The organism is Methyloversatilis sp. NSM2 (assembly GCF_038066675.1).
GTDB classification, from domain to species: Bacteria; Pseudomonadota; Gammaproteobacteria; order Burkholderiales; family Rhodocyclaceae; genus Methyloversatilis; species Methyloversatilis discipulorum_A.
In genome coordinates this window covers 130,097-154,593 of the sequence record NZ_JBBUKV010000017.1, presented here as the reverse complement: position 1 = coordinate 154,593, position 24,497 = coordinate 130,097, and the positions used below count along the sequence as shown (strand labels likewise).

At 67.8% G+C, this 24,497-nt stretch carries 17 protein-coding genes; 4 read left to right on the top strand and 13 right to left on the bottom strand.

Annotation, left to right across the window (positions count from 1 at the left end):
- Positions 1-2 precede the first annotated feature (2 nt).
- Entirely contained in the window at positions 3-1,427 is a 1,425-nt protein-coding gene (gene dacB / locus WJU27_RS19600; RefSeq protein WP_341423163.1) for a D-alanyl-D-alanine carboxypeptidase/D-alanyl-D-alanine endopeptidase, read from the top strand.
- Between the two features lie 69 nt (positions 1,428-1,496).
- Here the strand turns inward: dacB and grxD are convergent, their stop codons facing one another.
- From grxD to WJU27_RS19535, 13 genes are all read right to left on the bottom strand, one after another.
- Positions 1,497-1,808 carry a Grx4 family monothiol glutaredoxin gene (gene grxD, locus WJU27_RS19595; protein WP_020165847.1) on the bottom strand — a complete coding sequence of 104 codons (312 nt, stop codon included), beginning with the start codon at positions 1,806-1,808 and terminating at the stop codon, positions 1,497-1,499.
- A gap of 105 nt (positions 1,809-1,913) precedes the next feature.
- Positions 1,914-2,735, bottom strand: a complete 822-nt coding sequence (gene prmC / locus WJU27_RS19590; protein ID WP_341423162.1) for a peptide chain release factor N(5)-glutamine methyltransferase — start codon at positions 2,733-2,735, stop codon at positions 1,914-1,916.
- A 13-nt stretch (positions 2,736-2,748) separates the two neighbouring features.
- Positions 2,749-3,834: a peptide chain release factor 1 gene (gene prfA, locus WJU27_RS19585; protein ID WP_020165849.1), complete on the bottom strand. Its 1,086-nt coding sequence runs from the start codon at positions 3,832-3,834 to the stop codon at positions 2,749-2,751.
- A 66-nt stretch (positions 3,835-3,900) separates the two neighbouring features.
- Entirely contained in the window at positions 3,901-5,172 is a 1,272-nt protein-coding gene (gene hemA, locus WJU27_RS19580; RefSeq protein ID WP_020165850.1) for a glutamyl-tRNA reductase, read from the bottom strand.
- A 99-nt stretch (positions 5,173-5,271) separates the two neighbouring features.
- A complete protein-coding gene (locus WJU27_RS19575) occupies positions 5,272-6,048 on the bottom strand; it encodes a S1C family serine protease (protein ID WP_020165851.1) in 777 nt (258 codons plus the stop codon).
- Positions 6,041-6,928, bottom strand: a complete 888-nt coding sequence (locus WJU27_RS19570) for a lytic transglycosylase domain-containing protein (RefSeq protein ID WP_341423161.1) — start codon at positions 6,926-6,928, stop codon at positions 6,041-6,043. The genes WJU27_RS19575 and WJU27_RS19570 overlap by 8 nt, the downstream gene beginning before the upstream one ends.
- A 2-nt stretch (positions 6,929-6,930) precedes the next feature.
- Positions 6,931-7,986 carry an SDR family oxidoreductase gene (locus WJU27_RS19565; protein ID WP_341423160.1) on the bottom strand — a complete coding sequence of 352 codons (1,056 nt, stop codon included), beginning with the start codon at positions 7,984-7,986 and terminating at the stop codon, positions 6,931-6,933.
- A gap of 7 nt (positions 7,987-7,993) precedes the next feature.
- Positions 7,994-9,274, bottom strand: a complete 1,281-nt coding sequence (locus WJU27_RS19560; protein ID WP_020165854.1) for a nucleotide sugar dehydrogenase — start codon at positions 9,272-9,274, stop codon at positions 7,994-7,996.
- Between the two features lie 21 nt (positions 9,275-9,295).
- Positions 9,296-12,085 (bottom strand): XrtA/PEP-CTERM system TPR-repeat protein PrsT, encoded by a 2,790-nt coding sequence (gene prsT / locus WJU27_RS19555; protein WP_341423159.1) that lies wholly within the window; start codon positions 12,083-12,085, stop codon positions 9,296-9,298.
- A gap of 21 nt (positions 12,086-12,106) precedes the next feature.
- The gene (gene prsR, locus WJU27_RS19550; protein ID WP_020165856.1) at positions 12,107-13,456 is read right to left on the bottom strand and encodes a PEP-CTERM-box response regulator transcription factor; all 1,350 of its coding nucleotides are present in this window, start codon (positions 13,454-13,456) and stop codon (positions 12,107-12,109) included.
- An 11-nt stretch (positions 13,457-13,467) separates the two neighbouring features.
- Positions 13,468-15,555, bottom strand: coding sequence for an XrtA/PEP-CTERM system histidine kinase PrsK (gene prsK / locus WJU27_RS19545; protein WP_296813258.1), 2,088 nt, complete (start codon positions 15,553-15,555; stop codon positions 13,468-13,470).
- Positions 15,556-15,649: 94 nt separating this feature from the next.
- Positions 15,650-16,996: a TIGR03013 family XrtA/PEP-CTERM system glycosyltransferase gene (locus WJU27_RS19540; protein WP_081629131.1), complete on the bottom strand. Its 1,347-nt coding sequence runs from the start codon at positions 16,994-16,996 to the stop codon at positions 15,650-15,652.
- Between the two features lie 300 nt (positions 16,997-17,296).
- Positions 17,297-18,469: a hypothetical protein gene (locus tag WJU27_RS19535; protein WP_341423158.1), complete on the bottom strand. Its 1,173-nt coding sequence runs from the start codon at positions 18,467-18,469 to the stop codon at positions 17,297-17,299.
- 185 nt (positions 18,470-18,654) lie between these two features.
- On the opposite strand from WJU27_RS19535, the gene WJU27_RS19530 reads away from it, so the two are divergent.
- From WJU27_RS19530 to WJU27_RS19520, 3 genes are read left to right on the top strand one after another with little or no spacing between them, the layout of a single operon-like run.
- Complete coding sequence (locus WJU27_RS19530; RefSeq protein ID WP_341423157.1) at positions 18,655-22,095, top strand: VanZ family protein; 3,441 nt, start codon at positions 18,655-18,657, stop codon at positions 22,093-22,095.
- Positions 22,092-23,072, top strand: a complete 981-nt coding sequence (locus WJU27_RS19525; RefSeq protein WP_020165861.1) for a hypothetical protein — start codon at positions 22,092-22,094, stop codon at positions 23,070-23,072. Before WJU27_RS19530 ends, WJU27_RS19525 begins: the two co-directional genes overlap by 4 nt.
- Entirely contained in the window at positions 23,069-24,496 is a 1,428-nt protein-coding gene (locus tag WJU27_RS19520) for an MBOAT family O-acyltransferase (RefSeq protein ID WP_020165862.1), read from the top strand. The genes WJU27_RS19525 and WJU27_RS19520 overlap by 4 nt, the downstream gene beginning before the upstream one ends.
- The last annotated feature ends 1 nt before the right edge of the window (position 24,497 follow it).

Sequence of the window (24,497 nt, the reverse complement as noted above, 5' to 3'; positions counted from 1 at the left end):
CGATGCGTCTGCTGCTCGGTGCGCTGCTGACCCTGCTGTCGCCGCTCGCGCTGGCGGTGCTGCCGGCGCCAGTACTGCAGGCGCTGCGCTCGGCCGACATCCCGCCGTCGGCGATATCGGTGGTGGTGCAATCGGTCGAAGGCGGTCCGGCACGGATCAGCCACCGCGCGAAGCAGCCGATGAACCCGGCGTCGGTGATGAAGCTGGTCACCACCTACGCCGCGCTCGATACGCTGGGCCCCGCCTACAGCTGGCGCACTGAACTGCTCGCCACGGTAGCACCGCGCGACGGCGTACTCGACGGCGACCTCTACATCCGCGGCAGCGGCGACCCGGCGCTGTCGATGGAACAGTTCTGGCTGCTGCTGCGCGAATTGCGCAGCCGCGGCATCCGTGACATCCGCGGCGACGTGATCACCGATCGCAGCCGCTACGCTCTGCTCGCGCACGACCCTGGCGCCTTCGACAACGAACCGCTGGCGCCCTACAACGTCGGCCCGGACGCGCTGCTGCTGGCTCACAATGCCTTGCGCATCCGGCTGCAGCCCACCGAAGGTGGCGCCCTCGTACTGTGGTCGGAACCGCCGCTGGATGGCGTGCAGATCGACAACCGGGTACAGCTGGTGGCAGGCGACTGCGGCGACTGGAAGGACACGCTGTTCGCCGCCGTCCAACCGGCCGGCAATGGTGCGCTGACCTTGCAGATCAGCGGCCGCTACGCGCGCGATTGCGGCGAGCGCATCTGGAATGTCGCGCCGCTGCCGCACGCCGACTTCTTCGCCCGCGCGCTGCGCGCGATGTGGGCGGAACTGGGCGGACGCATCACCGGCCGCGTGCGCGAAGGGGTTGTGCCGATCAACGCAGCGGTGCTCGGCGGCATCGATTCGCCGCCGCTGGCCGAGGTGATCCGCGACATCAACAAGTACAGCAACAACGTGATGGCGCGCCAGCTCTTCCTCGCGCTGTCCCCGTCCGGTGTGCCGGCGGACACGGTCGGTGCGGCCGCTGGCGTGCGTGCCTGGGCGGCGCAGCGCAACCTGCCGCTGCCCAGCCTGGTGATGGACAACGGCTCGGGTCTGTCACGGACGGAGCGGCTTTCGGCCTATGACCTGGCGGCGCTGCTGCGCCGCGCCTGGGCCAGCCCGGTCATGCCCGAATTCGTGTCGTCGATGCCGGTGCTGGCGGTCGACGGCACGCTGCGCCGGCGGCTGAAAACATCGCCGCTGGCCGGCCAGGCCCACCTGAAGACCGGCTCGCTGGCCGATACGCGCTCGATCGCCGGCTATGTGCTGGACCGCAACGGTCAGCGCGTGCTGATGGTCGCCTGGCTTAACCACCCGAACGCGAAGCGCGCTCAGCCAGTGCTGGAGGCGCTGCTCGAATGGGTGTGGAACGGCAATCCGCAGCCCTTGCCGACTACGGACTGAAGCGCGCCGCAAGGAGCCCGCGCATGCGCGGGGGCGGGCTAGCCCGCTCCCGCGCACGACGGGCGCCGATCAGAGGCCTTCCAGTTCCTTCTGCAGTTCGCCCGACTGGAACATCTCCTTCATGATGTCGCAGCCGCCGATGAACTCGCCGCGGATGTAGAGCTGCGGGATGGTCGGCCAGTTGGCGTAATCCTTGATGCCCTGGCGGATTTCGGCGTCTTCGAGCACGTTCACGGTGTGCAGGTTCTGCACGCCGAGGTGCTTCAGGATCTGGATGGCAGTGGCGGAGAAGCCGCACTGCGGGAACTGCGGCGTGCCCTTCATGTACAGCACGACCGGGTTGCCGGTAACGGTTTCCTTGATGCGTTCCTGGGCGCTCATGTCTCTTTCCTTTGCGGATGTTTGAAAGTCAGCTGTCTGACCGCGCCTGCGCACGGACAGTGTGTAGGGACGCAGACGGGGCGCAAACGCCTCATCCACGTCGGATCATTCCGGGGCCAGCCGTCCTCCGCTGACCCGTTCGATGCCGGCAATATCGCGCCACGACGCGACGTCGGCAAGCCCGGCGCAACGCATCAGCGCGCGTACTGCCGGCGCCTGATCGTAACCGTGTTCGCACAGCAGCCAGCCGCCTTCGGCCAGTCGCTGCGGAGCCTGCCGGCACAGCGTGCGCAAGGCATCCAGCCCGTCCTCACCACTGGCCAGCGCTGCCGGTGGCTCGAAACGCAGGTCGCCCTGCGCCAGATGCGGATCGTCCGCCCGAATATACGGCGGATTCGACACGATGCAATCGAAGCCTTCGTCGACGATCGCTTCCAGCCAGTTTGAGGCGACGAAGCGGACTTCAAGCCCGAGCCGCTGCGCGTTGCCGCGGGCGATCGCCAGCGCCGCTTCGGAGCGGTCGAGCGCGGTCAGTTGCGCCTGCGGACACTGCGCCTTGATCGCCAGCGCGATGGCGCCGGAGCCGGTGCCGGCGTCAAGCACGCGCGGCGACGCGAGGCCGGCGATACGCGCCAGCGCCAGGTCCACCAGCCCCTCGGTTTCCGGCCGCGGAATCAGCACGCCGGGCGCGACCGCCAGATCCAGCCCGAAAAATTCACGCCGGCCGACCAGATAGGCCACCGGCTCGCCGGCCGCGCGCCGTTCAAGCAGGGCATCGAGAGTGGCCAGCGCGGCCTCGTCCAGCGCGTCGCGCCCGCGCGCGATCAGGCCGGCGCGGTCGCAGCCCAGCGCGTGCGCGGCCAGAACCTGGGCATCGCGACTGTCGATGCGGGCGCGCGCGGCGCGCAGCCAGTCGTCGAGCGTCATGCATGGGCGCCGGTCAGGCGCCCTCCTCCGCCAGCTGCGCGAGCTGTTCGGCCTGGTGCTCGTGCGCCAGCGCGTCCATCAGTTCGCCCAGGTCGCCGTCCATGATGGCGTCCAGCTTGTACAGCGTCAGGTTGATGCGGTGATCGGTCATCCGGCCCTGCGGGAAGTTGTAGGTGCGGATGCGTTCCGAACGGTCGCCGCTGCCGACCAGGCTCTTGCGGGTCGAGGCGATCTGGCTGTCGCGCGCGCGCACCTGTGCGTCGCGGATGCGCGCCGCCAGCACCGACATCGCCTGCGCCTTGTTGCGGTGCTGACTGCGGTCGTCCTGACACTCGACCACGATGCCGGTCGGAATGTGCGTGATGCGCACCGCCGAGTCGGTCTTGTTGATGTGCTGACCGCCGGCGCCGGAGGCGCGGAAGGTGTCGATGCGCAGGTCGGCCGGATTGATGTCGATCTCGGCCACCTCATCGACCTCGGCCATCACCGCAACGGTGCACGCCGAGGTGTGGATACGGCCCTGGGTTTCGGTTACCGGCACGCGCTGCACGCGATGGCCGCCGGATTCGAACTTGAGCCGCTGATAGACGCCGTCACCGGTCACCCGGGCGATGATTTCGCGGTAGCCGCCCAGATCCGACTCGCTGGCCGACACCACTTCGACCTTCCAGCGATTGCGCTCGGCGTAGCGCGAATACATGCGGAACAGGTCGGCCGCGAAAAGCGCCGATTCGTCGCCGCCCGTGCCGGCCCGGATTTCCAGGAACACGTTGCGACCGTCATCCGGGTCCTTCGGCAGCAGCGCACGCTGCAGCTCGCCCTCCAGCCGCTCCATGTCGGCGGCCGATTGCTCGATTTCGAGCTGGGCCAGTTCCTTCATGTCGGCGTCGGCCAGCAGGCCACGCGCCGCCTCACCGTCGTCGCGCGCCCGGCACCAGGCCTGGTACAGCGCGATGACCGGCGTCAGCTCGGCGTGTTCGCGCGTGAGCTTGCGGTAATGATCGATGTCGGCGGTGACGCCCGGATCGGCCAGCGCGGCGTCGAGATCGGCCAGACGGGTCGACAGCTGTTCGAGTTTTTCGGCGATGCGCGGCTTCATGCGGAGGAATTCGGGGAGAGGAACGAGCGCCGGACAGGCCGGCACGGCGGACGGACAGGCGCGCCGCTAGGCGTCCCGGTCGTGCTGCGGGAACAGGCGCTGGACCAGCCCTTCGATCTGCTCGCGCGCTTCCGGCGGCGCTTCGTTGAGCAAGCGCGTCGGCCCGTGCAGCAGCTTGTTGGTCAGATTGCGCGACAGCGTGTCGAGCACGCGGTCCGGCGCTTCGCCGCGGGCGATGGCGCGCAGCGCGCGTTCGAGTTCGGCGGCGCGCATTTCCTCGGCGTGACCGCGCAGCGCACGGATGGCCGGCACCGCCTCGCGTGCCTGCACCCACTGCAGGAAGTTGGACACCCGCGCATCGATGATGGCCTGCGCCTCGACCACGGCCGCCTGTCTCGATTCGAGGCCGGAATCGACGATCTGCGCCAGATCGTCGACGGTGTAGAGGAATACGTCGCCCAGCTTGTCGACTTCCGCTTCGATGTCGCGCGGCACGGCGAGATCGACCATCACCATCGGTCGATGCCGGCGCTGCTTCAGCGCCCGCTCGACCATGCCCAGACCGATGATGGGCAGCGGACTGGCCGTACAGGACAGCACGATGTCGAAGTCGGCCAGGCGCTCGCCCAGTTCGTCGAGGCGGATCGCACCGACCTTGAGATCGCTGCGCGCGAAGCGCTCGGCCAGCACCTGAGCGCGATCCAGCGTGCGGTTGGCAATCACCATGTCGCGCGGCGTACAGCCGGCGAAGTGCGCCGCACAGAGCTCCATCATTTCGCCGGCACCGACACAGAGCACGCGCTGGCCGGAAATGCTGCCGAAGATGCGCTCCGAAAGGTGCACGGCCGCCGCCGCCATCGACACGATGTTGGCGCCGATCGCAGTGGTCGAACGCACTTCCTTGGCGACGGCGAAACTGCGCTGGAACAGCGTGTGCAGCAACGCGCCCAGCGTGCCTGCGCCCTCTGCGAGGCGCACCGCCTGCTTCATCTGGCCAAGTATCTGCGGCTCGCCCAGCACCATCGAATCGAGGCCGCTGGCTACCCGGAACACGTGGCGCACCGCCTGCTGGTGTTCCAGCCTGTATATATAGGGGGCGATCTCGGATGGGCCGATGCGGTGGTACTCGGCCATCCAGTCGAGCGCGCTGTCCGGGTCGTTGGTCGCGCAGTACAGCTCGGTGCGATTACAGGTGGACAGGATGGCCGCCTCCTGCACCGGTCGCACGCGCGTCAACTGGCCGAGCGCATCGGGCAGCGCTTCCGGCAGGAAGGTCATGCGTTCGCGCACGGCAAGCGGTGCCGTGTGGTGGTTGAGACCGAGCGCAAACAGGGACATGGACGGGCGTTGGGGCAGCAGGTTCGGCAGGATTGATCGGCAGAATAAGCCGAAAGTGCCGCGAATTATAGCAGCCGCGGTTTTCGCGCCCGCGCCGCCTCAGCGCACGGTGGCGAGCAGGGCCGACAGATGGCTGGCCGGTATCGCGTAACTGATGCCGCTCGGCTGCGACAACACGCTTTCCTTGCCCGCCTTGACCAGCACCATATTGATCACGCCGATCACTTCGCCGCTGTCCGGATCGAACAGTGGACTGCCGCTGTTGCCCGGGTAGGCGGTGGCGTCGAGCTGGAACACGGTGAAGGTGCCTCGCGCCAGCCGGTTGCGGTTGGCCGCGTTGAGCTGGCTCACGTTATCGACCGGAATCACCATCGGGGTGATGGCCGACACGATGCCGCGATGGGTGACCGGGGTGAAGCCCAGTACGCTGCCGATCGGGAAACCGGTGAAGGCCACCGACTGGCCTTCACGCACGTTGGCCGAGTCGCCGATCTTCAGCGCCGGCAATGCGGCACCCTGGATCTTCAGGATCGCCAGATCATTCTCGGTGCTCGACGCGACGATACGCGCCTCGCGCAGTTGCTGACGGCCGTCGACGCTGGCGATCACCGCCAGCGTTTCGAAACGGTCGGCGTCGAGCGGCACGCTGGCCACGTGTGCATTGGTCGCGACCAGCGTGCCGTCACCGATGACGAAGCCGCTGCCCTTCAGTTCGAAGCTGGGCGCGCGCGATCGCATATTGGTGCCGACGATGACGATGGACGGCTTGACGCGCACGATGGTGTCGCTCAGCGCGGCGCGCGCCAGCAGCGGCGACGACAGCAGCGCTGCGCAGACGAGGCGGCGCCGGCGATCGTCCGGTGCGCGCTCAGCCACGACGGGACACGAGCGTGCGCAGCACCGGCGAAGGCGTGGTCACGTTCTGGTCGTAGCGATGCTCGGTCTTGCGGAACAGGGTCTGGATGCGCTTCACGTACTCGCGTGTCTCGCGGTAGGGCGGTACGCCCTTGTAGCGGTCAACCGCCCCTTCGCCGGCGTTGTAGCCGGCGGTTGCCAGCACGACGTCACCTTCGAAATAGGCGAGCAGCCAGCGCAGATAGGCCATGCCGCCGCGGATGTTCTGTACCGGGTCATACGTGTCGCGCACGTTGAAGCGCTGCGCGGTTTCCGGAATCAGCTGCATCAGGCCCTGCGCGTTCTTCGGTGAGCGCGCCTTGGGATTGAAGTTCGACTCGGTGCCGATCACGGCCAGCACCAGTTGCGGGTCGATGTCGAAATGCGGTGCCAGTTCGCGCACGATTTCGATCACGCGCTTGCGGTCGGCGGTAGTACCGAAGGCCGCTTCGAGATCGGGATCGATGTCGGCAACCATCACCGGTTCGGGCTCCGGTGGATCCTGCATGCACAGCGGCAGTTCGCGCGTCGGCGCACCGGTGAAGCGCAGCATGCGCTGCGCGTGTTCGTGACCCTGGCGGGCCGCCAGATCGAAGAAGGTCGCCGCCAGCGCGTCGTCGCGGTCCACACCGCGTCCGTTGGCGTACATCCAGGCCAGGTTGAACTGCGCCTCGGCGTCGCCGAGCTTGGCCGCCTGGCAGTAGAGCGCCGCCGCGCGGGCGGTGTCGCGTCGCACGCCCTCGCCGTGCTCGAAGGATCGCGCCTCGGCAAGCAGGCTGCGCGCAGCCGCTTCGGGCTCGAGCGCGTGCACCGGCGCGCTGGCGCAGCAGGCAATCAACAGGGCGAGTCGTACAGGCTTCATCGTCAGGCAAGCGTCGCCGGCGCAAAACGCGCCACATACCAGTTCATCGCCTCGGCCAGACCGCGCGACACGTCGTGTGTCGGCGCGTAGCCAAGAAGTGTTTGCGCGCGGGTGATGTCGGCCAGCGAATGGCGCACGTCACCAGCCCGGAAATCGCGATAGTGCGCCCGGGCGCCGGCAATGTCCGGGAATCGTTTCACGAGTTCGTCGCGCATCGCTACAAACAATTGATTCAGCGAGGTCTGACGGTGAGCGGCGACGTTGTAGACGGTGTTCACCGCGTCGGTACGCTCGGTCAGCCCGGCCAGCAGATTGGCCTGCACCGCGTTGTCGACGTAGCAGAAGTCGCGACTGGTTTCGCCGTCGCCGTTGATCTGCACGGTATCGCCGAGCAGCAGCGCGCGCGCCCAGCGCGGAATCACCGCGGCGTAGGCGCCTTCCGGGTCCTGCCGCGCGCCGAACACGTTGAAGTAGCGCAGGCCCACGCAGGGCAGGCCATAGCAGCGGCCGAACACGTCGGCGTACAGCTCGTTGATGTACTTGGTCACCGCGTAAGGCGACAGCGGCTTGCCGATCACGTCCTCGACCTTGGGCAGAGTGGGCGAATCGCCGTAGGTCGAACTCGACGCGGCATAGACGAAGCGACCGACGCCGGCGTCGCGCGCCGCGACCAGCATGTTCAGGAAGCCGTTTACGTTCGAATCGTGCGAGGTGATCGGGTCGGCCAGCGAACGCGGCACCGAGCCGAGCGCCGCCTGGTGCAGCACCACGTCGACACCGCTGCACACCCGGGCGCAGGTCGCCAGATCGCGGATGTCGCCCTCGACGAAATCGAGGCGTGCGGCGGCCTGCGACGGCAGGCCGCCGAGCACCTCGTCGAGGTTGCGCTGATGACCGGTCGAGAAGTTGTCCAGCGCCACCACGTTCTGGCCGGCGTGCAGCAGCACTTCGACCAGATGCGAACCGATGAAGCCAGCCGCACCGGTCACCAGCCAGCGGCGCGGGCGCGCGGCCAGCGCGGCGGACAGGGACTCGGGCAGGGTTGCAGGCAGGGTCACGGGCGGCTCACAGGCGCCAGACGCTGACGCCCTGCGCCTCGAGCGCGGCCGTATCGAACTGGTACTTGATGTCGGCCAGCACGCCGCCAGCCTTCAGCTTGCCGACGTAATCGGACAGCGGACGGGCGGCAAACTCCTTGTGCGACACGGCGGCGACGATGGCCTCGACCTTGGGAATGTCGTCCCAGTCGGTCAGCGACACGCCGTATTCATGTTCGGCTTCCTTCGACTCGGCCACCGGGTCATGCACGATGACCTCGACGCCGTAGCTCTGCAGTTCGCGGATCACGTCGATCACGCGCGAATTGCGCAGGTCGGGACAGTTCTCCTTGAAGGTAAGGCCAAGCACCAGCGCCTTCGCGCCCTTGACCGACGCACCGCTCTGGATCAGCTTTTTAACCGTCTGTTCGGCGACGTACTTGCCCATGCCGTCGTTGATGCGGCGACCGGCCAGGATGACCTGCGGGTGATAACCCAGCATGTCGGCCTTGTGGGTGAGGTAGTACGGATCGACGCCGATGCAGTGGCCGCCGACCAGGCCCGGACGGAAGGGCAGGAAGTTCCACTTGGTGCCCGCCGCCTTCAGCACCTCTTCGGTATCGATGCCGATCTTGCCGAAGATGATGGCCAGTTCGTTCACGAAGGCGATGTTGAGGTCGCGCTGCGTGTTCTCGATCACCTTGGCCGCTTCGGCCACCTTGATGCTCGAGGCCTCATAGACGCCGGCGGTGATGACCGCCTTGTACAGGTCGGACACCTTCTTCAGCGTATCCGGCGTGTCGCCCGATACCACCTTCAGGATCTTGGTAACCGTGCGTTCCTTGTCGCCCGGGTTGATGCGTTCCGGCGAGTAGCCGACATTGAAGTCCTGCAGCCACTTCAGGCCGGAGAACTTCTCGATCACCGGAATGCACACCTCTTCGGTCGCGCCCGGATAGACGGTCGATTCGAACACGACGATGGCGCCGCGCTTCATGTACTTGCCGCAGGTTTCCGAAGCGCCGACCAGCGGCGAGAAATCCGGCTGGTGCGCGTCATCGACCGGGGTCGGCACGGCGACGATGATGTAGTCCGCTTCGGCCAGCGCCGCGCCGTCGGTGGTCACCGTCAGCTGGGTGGCGGCGCGCAGGTCCTCGCTGCTCACCTCCCCGGTCGGATCGACGAACTCGCGGTAGGCGGCCACCTTGGCGGCCGACATGTCCACACCGATGGTCGGCATCTTCTTGCCGAATTCGACAGCCAGGGGCAGGCCGACGTAGCCGAGGCCGATCACAGCAACTTTGGTCATGATTTTCTATCCGGATTCAGTTCAAAGAGTTTTCATCAGATCGGCCACCTCGGCGGCACGTTCGTACTTGCTGCCCAGCGCAACCAGCGGCTCCAATTCCTTGCGCGCATCGTCCTTGCGTCCGGCGCCGGCAAGCCCACGCGCCAGATTCAGGCGAAGATCGTTGGCGAACGGCGCCGCCGAAACCGCCTGGCGCATCATCTGCAGGCCACGATCGGCGTCGCCAGCGGCAAGCAGAATGCCGCCGTAGGTGTCGAGCACGGCGGGATTGCGCGGCGCCAGCGCGTAGGCTTTTTCGGCGTAGCTGCGAGCCCGCGCATCCTTCTGCTGGGCGGCGATCCAGGCCAGGTTGTTCAGCGCGATCACGTTGTTCGCGGAGCGCGCGAGCGCGGCTTCGTAACGCATCCGAGCCTCATCGAGCGACTTGCGGACCAGCGCGACGTCGCCCAGGTAGAGCAGCACCTCGACGTCCTTCGGATTGTCCTTGAGCCAGCCATCGACCAGCGTGCGCGCATCGGCTGCCTTGTCGTCCCGCTCGAGGGCCGCGTGCAGGCGGGTCACGTTGGTGGCCGTGCGCTCACGGCTCAAGGCCTCGCGATACGCCTTGATCGCCTGGTCCGCCTTCGACGAGGACATCATCAGCTCGCCTTCCATCACGTAACCCAGCGCCGCCTTGGGCCGCTGACGCTGGACGTCGCGCGCCACGCGGAGCGCTTCGTCGACCGCGTTCCGGCTGCGGTGGATGGTGATCAGCATGTTCTGAGCCTCGACCGTTTCCGGCTGCAGCGCCAGCACCTTGCGCAGCGTCTGGATCGCCTCGGCGTCCCGCTTGGCGGCAACCTGGGTCGCCGCGAGGTTCAGTTGGGCGCGGACCGATGTCGGGTCGCGCTCGACCAGCTTGGTACGCGTGGCGACCGATGCCTCCAGTTCGCCGGCACGTGCCTGCGCCAGCGCCAGTGCGTCGAGTACTCGCGGTTCGTCCGGCATCGCGTTGAGTGCCTCGTTTGCGGCCGCCAGCGCCTTGCCACGGTCGCCCGAAAGTTGGTGCAGCTCGATCAGCGCAAGCCGCGGATTCACCTGCTTCGGATTGGCGTCGATGGCCTGCCGCAGCAGTTTGAGCGACTCCGGCGTGCCCTCCGGCGTGCGTGCCTTGAGACCGGCGAGCGCCATCAGCGCGTCGGCGTTCTTCGGCGACTTGGCGACGAACTGCTGCAGCACCGCCTCCGCGTCGGCGATCTTGTCTTCGGTCACATACATGCGGGCGAGGTTGTTGGCCGCGCTGAAATACGCTGGATCGACGTCGAGCGCACGCTTGAACTCGGCGCGCGCGCGGTCGGGGTCGTTCTTCAGCAGATAGGCAGTGCCACGCAGATTGATGCTGACCGGGTCGGTCTGGCGCTTCTTTTCCAGCGCATCGATCGCCGCCAGCGCGCGGTCGGCGTCGCGGTTGCGCAGATGCGCAACGATCAGCACCAGGTCCGGCCGGCCGCTTTCCGTATCAAGCCTGACCGCCTGCTCCAGCGCGGCGATACCGCCCTCACGATCGCCTGCCGCCAGCCGGCTCAGGCCCAGCCGCGATTGCGCGTCGGCATCTTCGCTCTGCTTTTTCGCGGCGATCTCGAACGCTGCCTCGGCGCCCTTGGCGTCGCCACCCGTCAGATAGACCTGACCGGCGAGCGCCTGCACCTCGGGGTTCCCCGGGCTGGACTTGAGCAGCGGCGCCAGCGCCTGTCTCGCCTTGTCCAGCCGGCCGGTCCTCAGATAGGCACCGACCAGCACCTTACGGATGAACAGGGAGTCACCGCCATGCGCGATCACCTTTTCGGCGTGCTGTTCGGCCAGCGCATAGGATTGCAGCTCGAATTCGGTCAGCGCGGCCAGTCCGAGCGCCGGCACGTAGTTCGGCGCGACAGCGAGCGTCTTGTTCAGACGGTCCCGCGCCTCGATGAACTTGCGCTCCTTCACCAGCAGCAGACCGTCCAGATAGTTGGCTTCCGGCGCCTTCGGCGACACCTTGCGCAGCGCCGTCAGTTCCTTGCGCGCTTCGTCGATCTTGCCTTCGTTCGCCAGCGCCGATACGACGACGAAGCGCGCCGTGACATTGCTCGGCTTGACCTCGTAGACCTTGCGATAGGACGCCATCGACTGCTCGAACTGCCCCTGCGCCGATCTCATCTCGGCATCGAGGAACCAGGCCTCGGCACTCTTCGGGTCGGCGGCCAGCACCTTGTCGAGCAGCGCGTGGGCACTGGCGAATTCGCGCTGCGTACCGAGCAGGCGCGCCTTGCCCAGTCCGGCGTAGAGATGGTTGGGGTCGGCCGCGAGCACCTCGTCGAAAGCCGCTTTCGCGCCGTCCTTGTTGCCCACCGCAAGCTGCGCATGACCGATCGCGGCCCTGAGGTCGGCGCTGGCGGCCGGCGTCGACAGCTTGGTCGTGCCCAGACGTTCGATCGCCTGCTTGCTCTCGCCGGCCTCGACCATGGCGCGCGCCAGCAGGGGGGCTACCTGTTCCGCCGGATGCCCGGCATCGAGCGCACGGGTCAGTTCCTTGACCGCCGACGGTGCGTCGCCAGTCAGCATGTGGAGACGTCCCAATTCGTAGCGGGCGGCGGCGTTCGAAGGATCCTTCTGCAGCAGGTTCTTCAGCTGGATCGCCGTCGTCTGCAGGTCATTGCGCTCGAACGCCGAACGCGCCTCCGCCAGCAACTCCTCGGGCGGCTTGCTGCGGTCGCACGCAGCCAGCGCAGATGCGCAGAGAAGTATGGCGAGCAGTCGGCTGACTCGCGGAAGGGTCGGGAATGTCGGGTTCAAGAGCGATGCTCCAGGTCGGTTTCAGCGCAGGCCGAAACGATTCATCAGGTCGTAAAGGGTCGGCCGGCTCACGCCGAGCATTTCGGCGGCCTTGACCATATTGCCGTCGACGCGCGCCAGCACGCTGACGACGGCCTTGCGCTCGGCTTCCTCGCGGATCTGGCGCAGATTGAAGAAGCTGCCGTTCTCTTCCGCCGGCTTCAGGCCGAGATCGGGCACCATGATCTGGTTGCCGTCGGCCATGATGGTGGCGCGCTTGATGCAGTTCTCCAGCTCGCGCACATTGCCCGGCCACTTGTGCGCCTCGATCGCCGCCACCGCCTCGCGCGACAGCGACATCGAACTGCGTCCCTGCTCGCCGGCGAAGCGCTTGACGAAGGAATGCGCCAGCAGCGCGGCGTCGCCCTCGCGCTCGCGCAGCGGGGGTATCGTGACGACGATTTCGGCGAGGCGGTAGTAAAGATCCTCGCGGAAGCGGCTTTCGCCGATCAGCGTCTGCAGGTTCTGGTGGGTGGCGCACACCACGCGCACGTCGATCGGAATCTCGTCGCGGCCGCCCAGTCGCTCGATCACCCGCTCCTGCAGGAAGCGCAGCAGCTTGGCCTGCAGCGGGCCCGGCAGGTCGCCGATCTCGTCGAGGAAGAGCGTGCCCTTGTTGGCGACCTCGATCTTGCCCGGCGTCTGCTTGGTGGCGCCGGTGAACGCGCCCTTCTCGTAGCCGAACAGTTCGCTTTCGAGCAGGTTGTCGGGGATGGCCGCGCAGTTGATCGCGACGAAGCGTTCGCCAGCGCGCTCCGAACGGTCGTGCAGCGTCTTCGCCAGCACTTCCTTGCCGGTGCCGCTTTCGCCCAGCAGCAGCACGGTGGCGCGCGTTGCCGACACCTTCTCGATGGTGCGCAGCACGCGCAGCATGTTGGCGTCGCGCGTGATGAAGCGGCCTTCGACACCGAGGTTCTGGTTGGCCAGGCGCGTGTTCTCGGTCTGCAGGTCATGCAGGCGGAAGGCGCGCTCGATCAGCAGCGCCAGCAGTTCGGGTTCGAAGGGTTTGGCGTAGAAGTCGTAGGCGCCCATGCCGATCGCGCGCAAGGCGTTGGCGCGGTCGTTCTGTCCGGTCAGCACGATCACCTTGGACTGCGGCGCCAGCGCCATGATTTCGCCGAGCAGGGCCATGCCTTCGGTCACATCGTCCGGCGCCGGCGGCAGGCCCAGGTCCATCGTGATGACCGCCGGCTCGTGGCGCCGTATCTGCGCCAGCGCCGATTCGCGGTCACTGGCAAGCACCACTTCGTAATCGTCGAAGCTCCAGCGCATCTGCTTCTGCAGCGCAGGATCGTCCTCGACGATCAACAGCGTACGACCCTTGTCAGCCATGTCACTCCCGGTCAGGCGACGGCCGCCGCGGCCGTCTGCTGAGGAAACACGAGCCGGAACAGGCTGCCCCGCCCCGGCTCGCTGATTACTTCGATGCGTCCACCCAGATCCTGGATGTAGCGGAAACTTTCATAGGCACCGATGCCCATGCCGTTCGCCTTGGTGGACTGGAACGGCTTGAACAGGCGCTCGCGCACGAACTCTTCGGTCATGCCGCAGCCGTTGTCCTCGACCTCGACCACGACGCCCTCCTGTCCGCTGCGCGCCCTGATGCTGACTTTACCGTTTTGCGGCGTGGCATCCAGTGCATTCTGCACAAGATGCCCCACAACCCGCTCTATCCGGTCTTCATGAGCACGGATCACCAGTCCGCTCTCGACTTCGAGCGCCAGCGCGCAGCCACTGCGCGCACGTGACCGATGCAGCCTTTCGAGCAGCGGCGTCAGCGATACCGGCGCCGCCTGTTCGATCGGCTGGGTGCCGGAGCGCAGCTGCAGCAGCATGCTGTTCATGCGGCCGACCGCGTGCTCGATGGTGTCCAGCATGTCCTGCTGGAATTCCGGGTTGTCGCGATGCTTCTGTGCGTTGCGCAGCAGCAGCGTGAGCTGGGCAATGAGGTTCTTCAGGTCGTGCACGACGAAGGCGCTCATCTTCGAGAAGGCTTCGAACTTCTTCGCCTCGATCAGCGCCTCCATCGCCTGCGTCTGGTTCAGCACGCCCGCCACCTGGCGGCCCGCCGTCTTCAGCAGGTCGCGCACCTCCCAGTTCAGGTCGACCAGGGCGCGCGGGCGGCACAGCACGACGAAGCCGAGCGGCATGTCCTCGCTGCCGAGCGGGCAGATGAGCCAGGCCTCGGGAATCTGCGCCACCCATTCAGGCAGGCGCATGTGGCCATAGACGCCGGGGCGCGAGCGGTGCTCCTCGATATTGACCACCCACATGCGACCGAGCAGCAGCGCGATCAGCGGACTGTCGGCCGGCTCGCGCGCGTCGATGGCCGGCAGGTTGAGCCGCGCCGCCGGCGCATACACGCCCTGCTCGTTGCGCAGCCACAGCATGCCGCCCGGGCTTTCGACCAGATCGGCCATCACCCGTATCGACGCCTCGCGCAAGGTGTCGACGTTGGAGGCGCTGTACAGCGTGTCGGCCAGTTTCAGCCACTCCGCCCGGTAGTCATAGCGCAGGCTGAAGAAGTGCTTGTTCACGAATACGCGCAGCCAGGCGCGCACGCTGCCGGAGGCGATGGACGCCACCAGCCCCAGCGCACCGGCTGCCAGCACCACGGTCTGCAGTGCCGCACCCCACTCTCCGCCGAAGAAACGGACGTAGTAGCCGGCCAGCGCGATGATGAGCAGCGCTGCCCCGGTCATCACCAGCGCCGAAGTGTGGAACACCGCTTCGCGCGACACATTGAGCCGGATCGACCACTCGCGGATGCGCGCCGAGGACGCGGCGAACAGCGGAATGGCGATGGCGTGCACCAGACCGCGCACCGCCCACAGGGTCGGATCCAGTTCGCGGAACATCAGCGCTTCGGAAAAGAAGTACAGGTCGAACACCAGCGTGAAGCCCAGACCCAGCGTCATCGGCTTGACGCCCCAGCGCCACTGCTGCGGCGTGTTGCGATAGAACTGCTCGGTCATCACCGCGCCCAGCAGGCTCAGCGCCAGGCCGCACCCCATCAGCCAGACCAGCACCCCCGCGTCGCGCGGCAACACCCAGGACAGCACGGCGTAGGCAAGCGCACAGGGCAGGACCGTGATCAGGGCCAGCCGTATCAGCCAGGAAGGTTTGCGTACCAGCCCGCGCAGGGGCTGGCGCCCATCGGGGTCGACCACGCAGGCGGCCAGGAAGAACAGGAAGAGCAGGTAGTGCAGGGCATCGGCCGCGTGCGCCAGCGTCCACCACAGCGGATGGGGGCGCCACACGAATCCGGTCATCGCGGCACACCACAGGGCGCCGCCCACCATGCACCAGCCGAGCAGGCGGGCGCGCGGCGACCGGCTGGCGCTCATGAAAAGCTGCAGGCAGAAAGCGGCGAATCCGAGCGCGGCCGCAGCGTATGCGTAAAGCGCAAAGGCGGCGGGGAGGGAATCCATCAGGACGCGGCGTCAGGAGTGTTGCAATGAACCGCATTGTGCCCGTGACCCGCCGGACGCGCAGCGCGCGGCCGACCGGACACGGGGGCGACGATCAGCGGGCGCCGTCGCCGGTCAGCACGACACGCACGGTCTGCAGCAGCACCAGGATGTCGAGGAAGAGGGTGTGGTTCTTCACGTAGTAGAGGTCGTACTGCAGCTTCTGCACCGCGTCGTCGACCGAGGCGCCGTAGCTGTAACGTACCTGGGCCCAGCCGGTGATGCCCGGCTTGACGCTGTGACGGGCGGCGTAGAACGGGATCTGGTCGGTCAGCTGATCGACGAAGAAAGGACGCTCCGGGCGCGGACCGACGAAGCTCATGTCGCCGTGCAGCACGTTGAAGATCTGCGGCAGTTCGTCGATGCGGGTCTTGCGGATGAAGTGGCCGACGCGGGTGATGCGGTCGTCGTTGCTACCGGCCCAGCGCGGCTTGCCATCGGCTTCGGCGTCCAGACGCATGCTGCGGAACTTGAGTACCTTGAAGGTACGGCCGCCCTGACCGACCCGCTCCTGGCGGTAGATGACCGGGAAGCCGGATTCGATCGCAATCGCGATGGCAGCCAGCAGCATGATGGGCGCGGTCACGACCAGCAGCACGCTGGCGGCGACGATGTCGAACACGCGCTTGACCGCGCTACGGGCAAAGCCCTGGCGGAAGCCGTCGCCGTAGATGAGCCAGCTGGCACGCAGCGTGTCCAGACGGACCTGGCCGCGCATGCGCTCGAAGAAACTCGACAGGTCGTTCACGGTGACGCCCGCCAACTTGCAGTCCAGCAGCTCGCGCAGCGGCAGCACGCCACCGCGGCGCTCGCGCACCGCCACGACGATCTCGTTGGCGCGGTGGTCGCGGGCCAGCTGCATCACACAGCTGCCTTCCGGCATCACCAGCGTGGCCGGCACTTCGACCGCCTCTTCGGCACCGACCGGCACGAAACCGACGATAGTGTGGGTGGCGCTGGCCGAGGTCGATACGCTGGCCCACACGGAAGCCGCCTCAGCGCCGGTACCGACGACCAGGATGCGCCGCGTGAACATGCCGGCACCGTCGGCCTGCAGGAAGGACGCCGCGCGCAGCAGCAGGATGCCGCCGAAACCCATGCACAGCGACACATCGAGTGCCGGCATCGCGACGCTGCCCTGCGGCAGCAGGCGGAACACCATGTAGGCAACCGGCAGGCCGAGCAGGAAGGCAAACAGCACGCGCCCGACCAGTTCGGACAGATTGCGCGGCTGTTCCCGCTGGTACAGGCCCAGCGCGCTCATCAGCAGCGTCATCAGGATGGCGAACACCGAAGCCGGCAGCAGTGCGGGCAGCAACGATTCCATGCTGGCGGGCGCGCTGATCCAGGCGGCGCCGAAACCGGCGATCAACAGCACGATCGCCTCGGCGATAAGTCTCATGAGCGTGACGGAAGGTACGTAGTGACTGAACAGTCTGACCACAATCAACCCCTTTTCGGCCGCCCGGACGATGCTTCGGACCAGCCGCAAATATTGTCCCGACGCGGGGGCGCCGGCTTGTTGAGCGCGAACGATATGGGCTGAGCCGGGGATCACGCGTGAATCTGGTCACAAGAAGCCGCGGCGCACAGGGGCGGTGATAACTAACGCACGTTGCGACGCCGTTTCAGGGCTACTGGCCAGGCGGGGAGACACAAATTTCCACAATGAAAAAGCGCATTCCGGCGCCCGGAGGCGGCTTCAGGCAGCCAGCGCGACCGCAAACACCGTCAGGAAACAGAGCAGCAGCAGCACCTTGCGCCGACGCCCCGTGGTGAGCAGGCGGGCCGGCAAGGCACGGAGTCTGGCCGGCAGACCGTGGTCGAGCAGTGCCGATCCGCCGGTCGCGTAGGCGTCGGCCAGCGCCTCGACCGACACGAAACACAGCGTCGGGTAGCGCTTGCAGGCCTCGGCGATCAGGCTGTCGATGGCTGCCAGACTGTCCTGGTGCCGGGCCTGCCGACCGACGAAGTTCGAGCGGTGCGTTTCCAGCAGCAGCGGGCGTCGCTGCGCCCACTTGCGCGCCAGCGCCTCCAGCCCGCGCTCAGCGCGGTGGCCGCGCACCGGTTCGTAATAATCGTCGCGCACCAGCGCCGTCAGCCCGGAAGCACAGCGCTGGCCGTTCCGGTAGAGCCGGCCGCTATCGACCGGCAGGCCGTCGGCGCCGCGCCGCTCGTAGCGTTCGCCCGGCGTCACCAGCGCGCGCACGCCAGCCGCCGCCCAGGCGGTCTCGACCTCATCGTTCCAGACGAAGGTCGGTGGCACGGCCACCGCCGGCATCACGCCGAAGACGCGGGCGAAGGTCGACACCTCGGCCGTCGCGCGACTGACGATGTCGGCCCTGTCCAGCGCCTGCGAGGGCAGGCTGGACGCGTCGGTCCAGCGGCTCTGCAACGGCGACGGCAGGTCTTCGGTGGCTGGAAAGGGCTGGTTTCGCCACGCCCGCAGCGCCGGATCCTGCGCGCAGGCCCTGTCGAGCACAGCCGGGTGATAGTGCTGCATGCCATGCAGCTGCAGCGAGAACACGCCGCGCGCCACGCCGGCGCGCATTTCCGCCAGCACTGGCGCCAGCCGGGCGTCGTCCAGCGCGACGCAGGCTTCCGCCTCGTCCGGTCGGGCCGCGTCCGGTCCGGCCAGGATGACGCCCAGCGTCATCACCGGGTGACGGCCCTGCACATCGGCATGCGCCGACAGCACGCGCGCGATGTCGCGCAGCGCGTCGGCCTGTTCCAGCGGGCCATAACCCCAGTCGTCGCCCTCGAACACCATGACCGGGTGGCGCAGGCAGGGCTCGGCCCAGGCGCGCGCAAGATCGCGCCTGACGCAGTAAAGCGCGACCGCCCACAGCAGCAATGCCCCGTAAAGCCCGTACATCGTCCCCTCCTCCGGGTGCGCACTTTCGCACAGACCGGCCGCCGACTCCCGCTCCGGCCCGCGGCCGATCGTGACTGATGGCACTTCCGGCAGCGACAAGCCGCCGCCACCCCCTATCGGCCGCCGGTGCCGGTCCGGATAATCGCCGCGCACGTCCTCTGTCAGTCAGCCCCTCGTCCCCGTCCATGCCCTTCGAAGCGCGCCACACCCGGAACGTCCTCGCGGCATGCGTCGTCTATACCGCGCTGATCCTGTGGGGCAGCCTCTACCCCTTCACCGGCTGGCGACCGACCGCCGATGCACTGGCCTTTCTCGGCGTGTGGAACACGAAGGCGCTGTCGGCGCCCGATCTGGTCGTCAATGCCCTCATATACATACCGCTGGGCATCGGACTGCGCTGGCTGACGCGAAGCTGGCCGGCGCTGCTGTCTATCGCGCTGGCGACGGCCTTCGCCGCCGCCCTCAGTTTCGGGGTCGAAGCTGCGCAGGCGCATCTGCCGCAGCGGGTGCCGTCGCTGGCCGACTTCATCCTGAACACCGGTGGCGGGCTGGTCGGCGCCACGATCGCCGCGCTGCTGACGCCGCGCTGGCGCCTGGTCGCCCGCCTGCAGGCCTGGCGCGCGCGCAGCTTCCAGCCGACGCGCGACGCCGATCTGGCCCTCGTCGCCATTGCCGGCTGGGCCCTGTCGCAGCTGTCACCCTTCGTGCCCTCGCTCGACCTTGGCACCCTGCGCAACGGCCTCGCACCGCTGGCGGCCACGCTGGGCGACCCGGCCAGCTTCGATTTCGCACGGATGGCCGCTTACGCGCTGGAACTGTTCGCGCTCACACTGCTGGCGCGCGACGCCCGCCAGCGCACGGCGTCGCTGACGCGCTTTCTGTGGCTGTTCGTGCTGGCAGTGCTGCTGCTCAAGGTGGCGGTGATCAGTCGCCAGCTTTCGGCCGAAGCGCTGGCCGGCGCGGCGGCCGGCCTGCTGTTCGGGCTGGCACTGCCGCGCCGCCTCAAACCGGCACGCCCCGCGCTGGCGGCGCTGGCCATGGTGCTGGCGCTGTCCATCGGCGAACTGACACCGGAGCCCGGCGCGCTGCGACAGCTGAACTGGACGCCCTTCGTCGCTCACCTGAACAATCCGATGCTGGGCCTGAGCGTGCTGATCGACACCTTCTGGCCCTATGTAGCACTGGCGGCAGCTCTGCACCGTCTGTCGGGCGGCGGGCGCGGCATCACTCCGGTCATCGTGCTGGTCTGCGGCGGCCTCGCCTTCGGGCTGGAATGGATGCAGCAGTACGTGCCTGGCCGCACGCCCGACATCACGACGGTGGTGATGGCGCTGGCCGGCGCCGTGCTGGCGGTCCGGCATCTGGCGCCGGCAGCCGGTGAAGCGCCGCGGCCGCGCTCGCCGGTGCGTCCGCGACTGGCATTCACACTGGTCGCCGCACTGCTGCTGAGCAGCGCCAGCGCGGTGTGGTCGCTCGCACGCACGCCCCCTCCAACCGTACTCGCCTCAGCGCGCAGCAAACCGACGCTGCCACTGCCCGAGGAACTTCAACTGCCCGCCCTGCCCGGCTTCCGCCACGCGCATCCGCGGCTGCCCTACCCGTCGGCCGGCGACATCGTCCGCCTGCGCGCCGAAAACCCCGACTACATCGCTCAGCTCGTCAAGCGCGCCAAAGGCGGCAGCGGCGATCTGAGCGCGGCCATCGAGGCGGCGGTGCTGGCGCCGGAAACGCAGGACGTGCGTGTCATCGTCGAGCGCGTCGTCCGGATGAAGCCCAACTGGCGCGGCCACGCGCAGACCAAGCCGATCGCCCAGGTCTATGACTGGCTGCACGACCGCGTACCGCCGGAACTGATGCCGAAGCTGAAGGACAAGGTGATCGAGGCCTGCAATCACCAGATCCGCGTCATCCGCCTGGAGGCGCTGTCGCCGTACAACGTCTACCTGTACAACGCGCCCTTCCAGGCGCTGATGGCCTGCGCGCTGTCCATCCACGGCGACGATCCACGCGCGGCGCCGGTGATGGCCTTCACCTACGACTACTGGATCAACCGCGTGCTGCCGGTGTGGCGGCAGATCGGCGGACGCAACGGTGGCTGGCACGAAGGCAACGAGTACGTCGGCATCGGCATCGGCCAGGCCATCTACCAGGTGCCCGCCATGTGGCGATCGGCTACCGGCGAGGACCTGTTCCGGCAGGAGCCGGCGCTGCGCGGCTTCCTCGATTTTCTGGTCATGCGCCAGCTGCCGGACGGCAGCAGCGTCAAGATCGGCGACGGCCGTTTCGGCCGCCGCGCGGTGGACGACGCACAGGCGCTGGCGCTCGAATACCGCCACGCGGCCGCCTACACGCTGTACGGCAAGCCCGACCGCAAGCCGGTCCCGACCTCGTGGCCCTGGGGGCCGCTGACCGACACCACGCTGTACTCGCCGGCCGCGGTGCAGACACAGCCGCTCACCCATTACGCCGACGGCCTGGGCTGGCTGCTCGCCCGCAGCAGCTGGCGCGACGATGCCACCCATCTGAGCTTCAAGGCCGGCGACAACTACTGGTCGCACAGCCATCTCGACCAGGGCAGCTTCACGCTGTACAAAGGCGCGCCGCTGGCGCTGGACAGCGGCTGCTACTGCGGCTACGGCACCGACCACCATCTGAACTACCACTACCAGACCATCGCCCACAACACGCTGACGGTGACCGATCCGGCCGACACGCTGCCGATGCCGGCGCGCCAGAACAAGAAGCCGCGCACCATCGCCAACGACGGCGGCCAGCGCCGTGTCGGTTCCGGCTGGGACCTGCACGCCGCGCCGATGGACCTCGAAGACTGGCGCAGCAAGTACGACGACTTCCACACCGGCCGCATGGTGCGCGTGGTCGAACAGGACGGCCTGCTGATCGCGCTGGCCGACATCACAGCCGCCTACACCAGCGCACAGACCGGCGCCCACAGCTTCCACCACCGCACACGGCGGGTCGAGCGCGCCTGGCGCATCTTCATCTACGACCGCGCGGCCGACATGCTGGTCGTGCAGGACACGCTGGAAGCGACGCGCGCCGAATTCACCAAGCGCTGGCTGCTGCACAGCGCCGAGGCGCCGCGCATCGACGGTCGGCGCTTCGTGATCGAACGCGCGCCGGTGATGCAGGTCGCCGGCCTGCCGCGGCTGGAGGGCGAGGTGCTCTACCCGCGCGACGCGCGCATCGTGCCGATCGGCGGCAAGGGCTTCGAGTTCTTCGTCGACGGACTCAATTTCGATGAGAACGGCACGCTGGCCGCCAACATCGCGCGCGGCCCGTCCGACCTCGATCCGGGCGCCTGGCGGCTGGAAATCTCGCCCGCGGCGCCGGCGCTCGAAGACCGCTTCCTGGTCGTGCTGCGCCCGAGTCTGGGCGCACTGCCGCCGCTGGACGCCACGGTGGTCGAACAGGCGGATGGCATCGTCGCCGACATTTCGCTGCCGGGCCGCCGGCTGGCGCTGCGTTACCCGCACGACCGGCTGGCGGTCGAGGCGACCGTCACGCTGGCCGACGGCAGCCGCCGCACGCTCAGCGTCGAGGGCGAAGGCACGCGCGCGCCGGCCGCCGGATGGATAGATCAACTTCGCGCCTGGGTGTCCCGATGAACAGAGGATGGACTGCCGCGCTGGGCCCGGCAGCATGGATTGCGCTGGCCCTGCTGGCCTGCTTCGAACTGGCACTGCACAGCGACGCGGTGCTGCAGCGCTACCGCGCCGTGTTCGCGGTCGGCCGCGCCACCGACAAGATCGATTTTGTCGAACACGCCCAGCCGTCGTTGCTGGTGCTCGGCAACAGCCGCGCCGATAACGGCATCGCGCCCGACGCCCTGCTCGCCGCGGCCGGATCGCCCGCCGGTGTGCGCGCCTTCAACCTCGGCATGCCGGGTGCCAACGCACTGGTGCTGCACGGCGTGGCCGACCGTCTGCTCGAAGCCGGCGCCCGACCCAGTGACGTACTGATCACGCTGGACGAAACGCTGTTCCAGCACGAGGACTCGCTCGGCTACTACGGCTTTCTGGCCGAGCGCGACGCGCTGCTCGACGGCGGCTTTCATGCCGAGCTGTTCGGTTCGCTGCTGCGTACCTGGTATTACAGCGGCAATCTGCGGCAACTGCGCGAACCGGACAAACTGCTGCGCTTCGCCGAGGCGACGGTCGGCGAGGTCGAGCCGGTGGGCGGCAGCGCCGCGCAGAACATGGGCTACCGCGCCGGTTTCAAGGGCCGCTTCCAGAACCGCGAACAGCTGATGGCGCAGGAGGCGGGCACACGTGCGCCACCCGATCCGCGCATGGTCGATGCGATGCACAAGCTGGTCGACCGCCTGGTCAGGGCAGGCGTACGCGTGCACCTGATCGCCACCCCGCTGTTCGGCCGCGAATCGGCCTTCGGCCCCGGCGCCGCGCCCGGCCCCTACGCCAGCGTCACACCGGCGCTGGAAGCGCTCGGCGCGCGCTGGCTCCAGGTCGATGTGCCGGCCCTCGAACCCGACCACTTCGCCGACCCCGGTCACCTGAACGACGGCGGCGCCCGCCTGTACAGCGCCGCCCTGGGCGACGCCTGGCGCAAGGACACCGCACGATGATCTTCAGCCAGCCCGTCTTCTTCGTCTTCCTTGCCGCGCTGCTGGCGATCTACGGCCTGTGCCGCACGCAGCCGCAGCGCGCGGTCGTGCTGCTGGCCGGCAGCCTCATCTTCTACGCGTCGTGGAAACCGGCCTACCTCATCCTGCTGGTGCTGTCGGTCAGCATCAACTACCTGTTCTACAGCGCACTGTCGCGCACACGCAGCAAGCGCACGCTGGTGATCGCGCTGGTGCTAAATCTGGCGCTGCTCGGCGGCATCAAGTACCTGGGCATGCTGATCGACACGGCGATCGCCGTCGCCGCCTTCGCCGGCCATACCGACACCGGCCTCGACAGCCACTGGACGCACTGGGCGCTGCCGCTGGGCATCAGCTTCTACACCTTCCACATGCTGTCGGTGATGATCGACGTGTACCGCGGCGAATGGACCACGCGCATTTCCTTCCGCTCGTGGTGGCTGTACATCAGCTTCTTCCCGCACATGGTGGCCGGCCCCATCCTGCGCGCCTCCGAACTGGTCGAGCAGCTGGAGCGCCTGGGGCCGCTGCAGGCGCGTGACCTCAAGGTGGGTGCGCTCATCTTCATGGGCGGGCTGATCAAGAAGATACTGTTCGCCGACAACTTCGCCGGCCTGGCCGACGAACTGTGGGCCGACCCGTCGCGGCTGGACACTGCCACCGCGTGGCTGGCGGTCACCGCCTTCGCGCTGCAGATCTACTTCGACTTCTCCGGCTACAGCGAAATGGCGATCGGTCTGGCGCGCGGCTTCGGCGTCGATCTGCCGCGCAATTTCCGCTACCCCTACATCAGCCGCAGCCCGCAGGAATTCTGGCAGCGCTGGCACATCACGCTGTCGCGCTGGCTGCGCGATTACCTCTATGTGTCGCTCGGCGGCAACCGCGCCGGCTACGCGCGCACGCTGGCCAACCTGATGATCACCATGGTGCTCGGCGGGCTGTGGCACGGTGCCGCCTGGACCTTCGTCATCTGGGGTTTCCTGCACGGCGCCTGGCTGGTGGCGCACCGCGTCGTCCAGCCCTGGCTGCCGAAGCCGCAGGCGCCGGCAGGGCAGATCGCTTACGCCGTGCTCGCCTGGGGCTGCAGCATGGTCGTCGTCTGGGTCACCTGGGTGTTCTTCCGTGCCGGATCGACCACACAGGCCTTCGACATCTGCGCGCGCATGGCCGGGCTGGCCGGCAGCGACGCCAGTCCACCGGCGGTGCGCAGCTATGTCTGGCTGCTGACCGCGCTCACCTGCGTCCTGGTGCTGCTGGAGTCGCGCATCGTCAGCGCCTGCGCCAGCGGCCTCGACCGCTGGTCGCGGGTGACGCCGCTGCTGCGCGGTGGCGTCTATGCGGCCGCGATACTGTGTGTGGTAGTTTTCGGCGGCAGCACGCAGCGTTTCATCTATTTCGACTTCTGAT

Excerpts from the sequence above, each read along its gene's own strand:
- prfA (WP_020165849.1), bottom strand. The coding sequence starts at position 3,834 with ATGAAGCCGCGCATCGCCGAAAAACTCGAACAGCTGTCGACCCGTCTG.
- WJU27_RS19540 (WP_081629131.1), bottom strand. The coding sequence starts at position 16,996 with ATGAGACTTATCGCCGAGGCGATCGTGCTGTTGATCGCCGGTTTCGGC.
- prsK (WP_296813258.1), bottom strand. The coding sequence starts at position 15,555 with ATGGATTCCCTCCCCGCCGCCTTTGCGCTTTACGCATACGCTGCGGCC.
- dacB (WP_341423163.1), top strand. The coding sequence starts at position 3 with ATGCGTCTGCTGCTCGGTGCGCTGCTGACCCTGCTGTCGCCGCTCGCG.
- WJU27_RS19535 (WP_341423158.1), bottom strand. The coding sequence starts at position 18,469 with ATGTACGGGCTTTACGGGGCATTGCTGCTGTGGGCGGTCGCGCTTTAC.
- WJU27_RS19520 (WP_020165862.1), top strand. The coding sequence starts at position 23,069 with ATGATCTTCAGCCAGCCCGTCTTCTTCGTCTTCCTTGCCGCGCTGCTG.
- WJU27_RS19525 (WP_020165861.1), top strand. The coding sequence starts at position 22,092 with ATGAACAGAGGATGGACTGCCGCGCTGGGCCCGGCAGCATGGATTGCG.
- WJU27_RS19570 (WP_341423161.1), bottom strand. The coding sequence starts at position 6,928 with ATGAAGCCTGTACGACTCGCCCTGTTGATTGCCTGCTGCGCCAGCGCG.
- WJU27_RS19560 (WP_020165854.1), bottom strand. The coding sequence starts at position 9,274 with ATGACCAAAGTTGCTGTGATCGGCCTCGGCTACGTCGGCCTGCCCCTG.
- prsR (WP_020165856.1), bottom strand. The coding sequence starts at position 13,456 with ATGGCTGACAAGGGTCGTACGCTGTTGATCGTCGAGGACGATCCTGCG.
- prmC (WP_341423162.1), bottom strand. The coding sequence starts at position 2,735 with ATGACGCTCGACGACTGGCTGCGCGCCGCGCGCGCCCGCATCGACAGT.
- grxD (WP_020165847.1), bottom strand. The coding sequence starts at position 1,808 with ATGAGCGCCCAGGAACGCATCAAGGAAACCGTTACCGGCAACCCGGTC.
- WJU27_RS19530 (WP_341423157.1), top strand. The coding sequence starts at position 18,655 with ATGCCCTTCGAAGCGCGCCACACCCGGAACGTCCTCGCGGCATGCGTC.
- hemA (WP_020165850.1), bottom strand. The coding sequence starts at position 5,172 with ATGTCCCTGTTTGCGCTCGGTCTCAACCACCACACGGCACCGCTTGCC.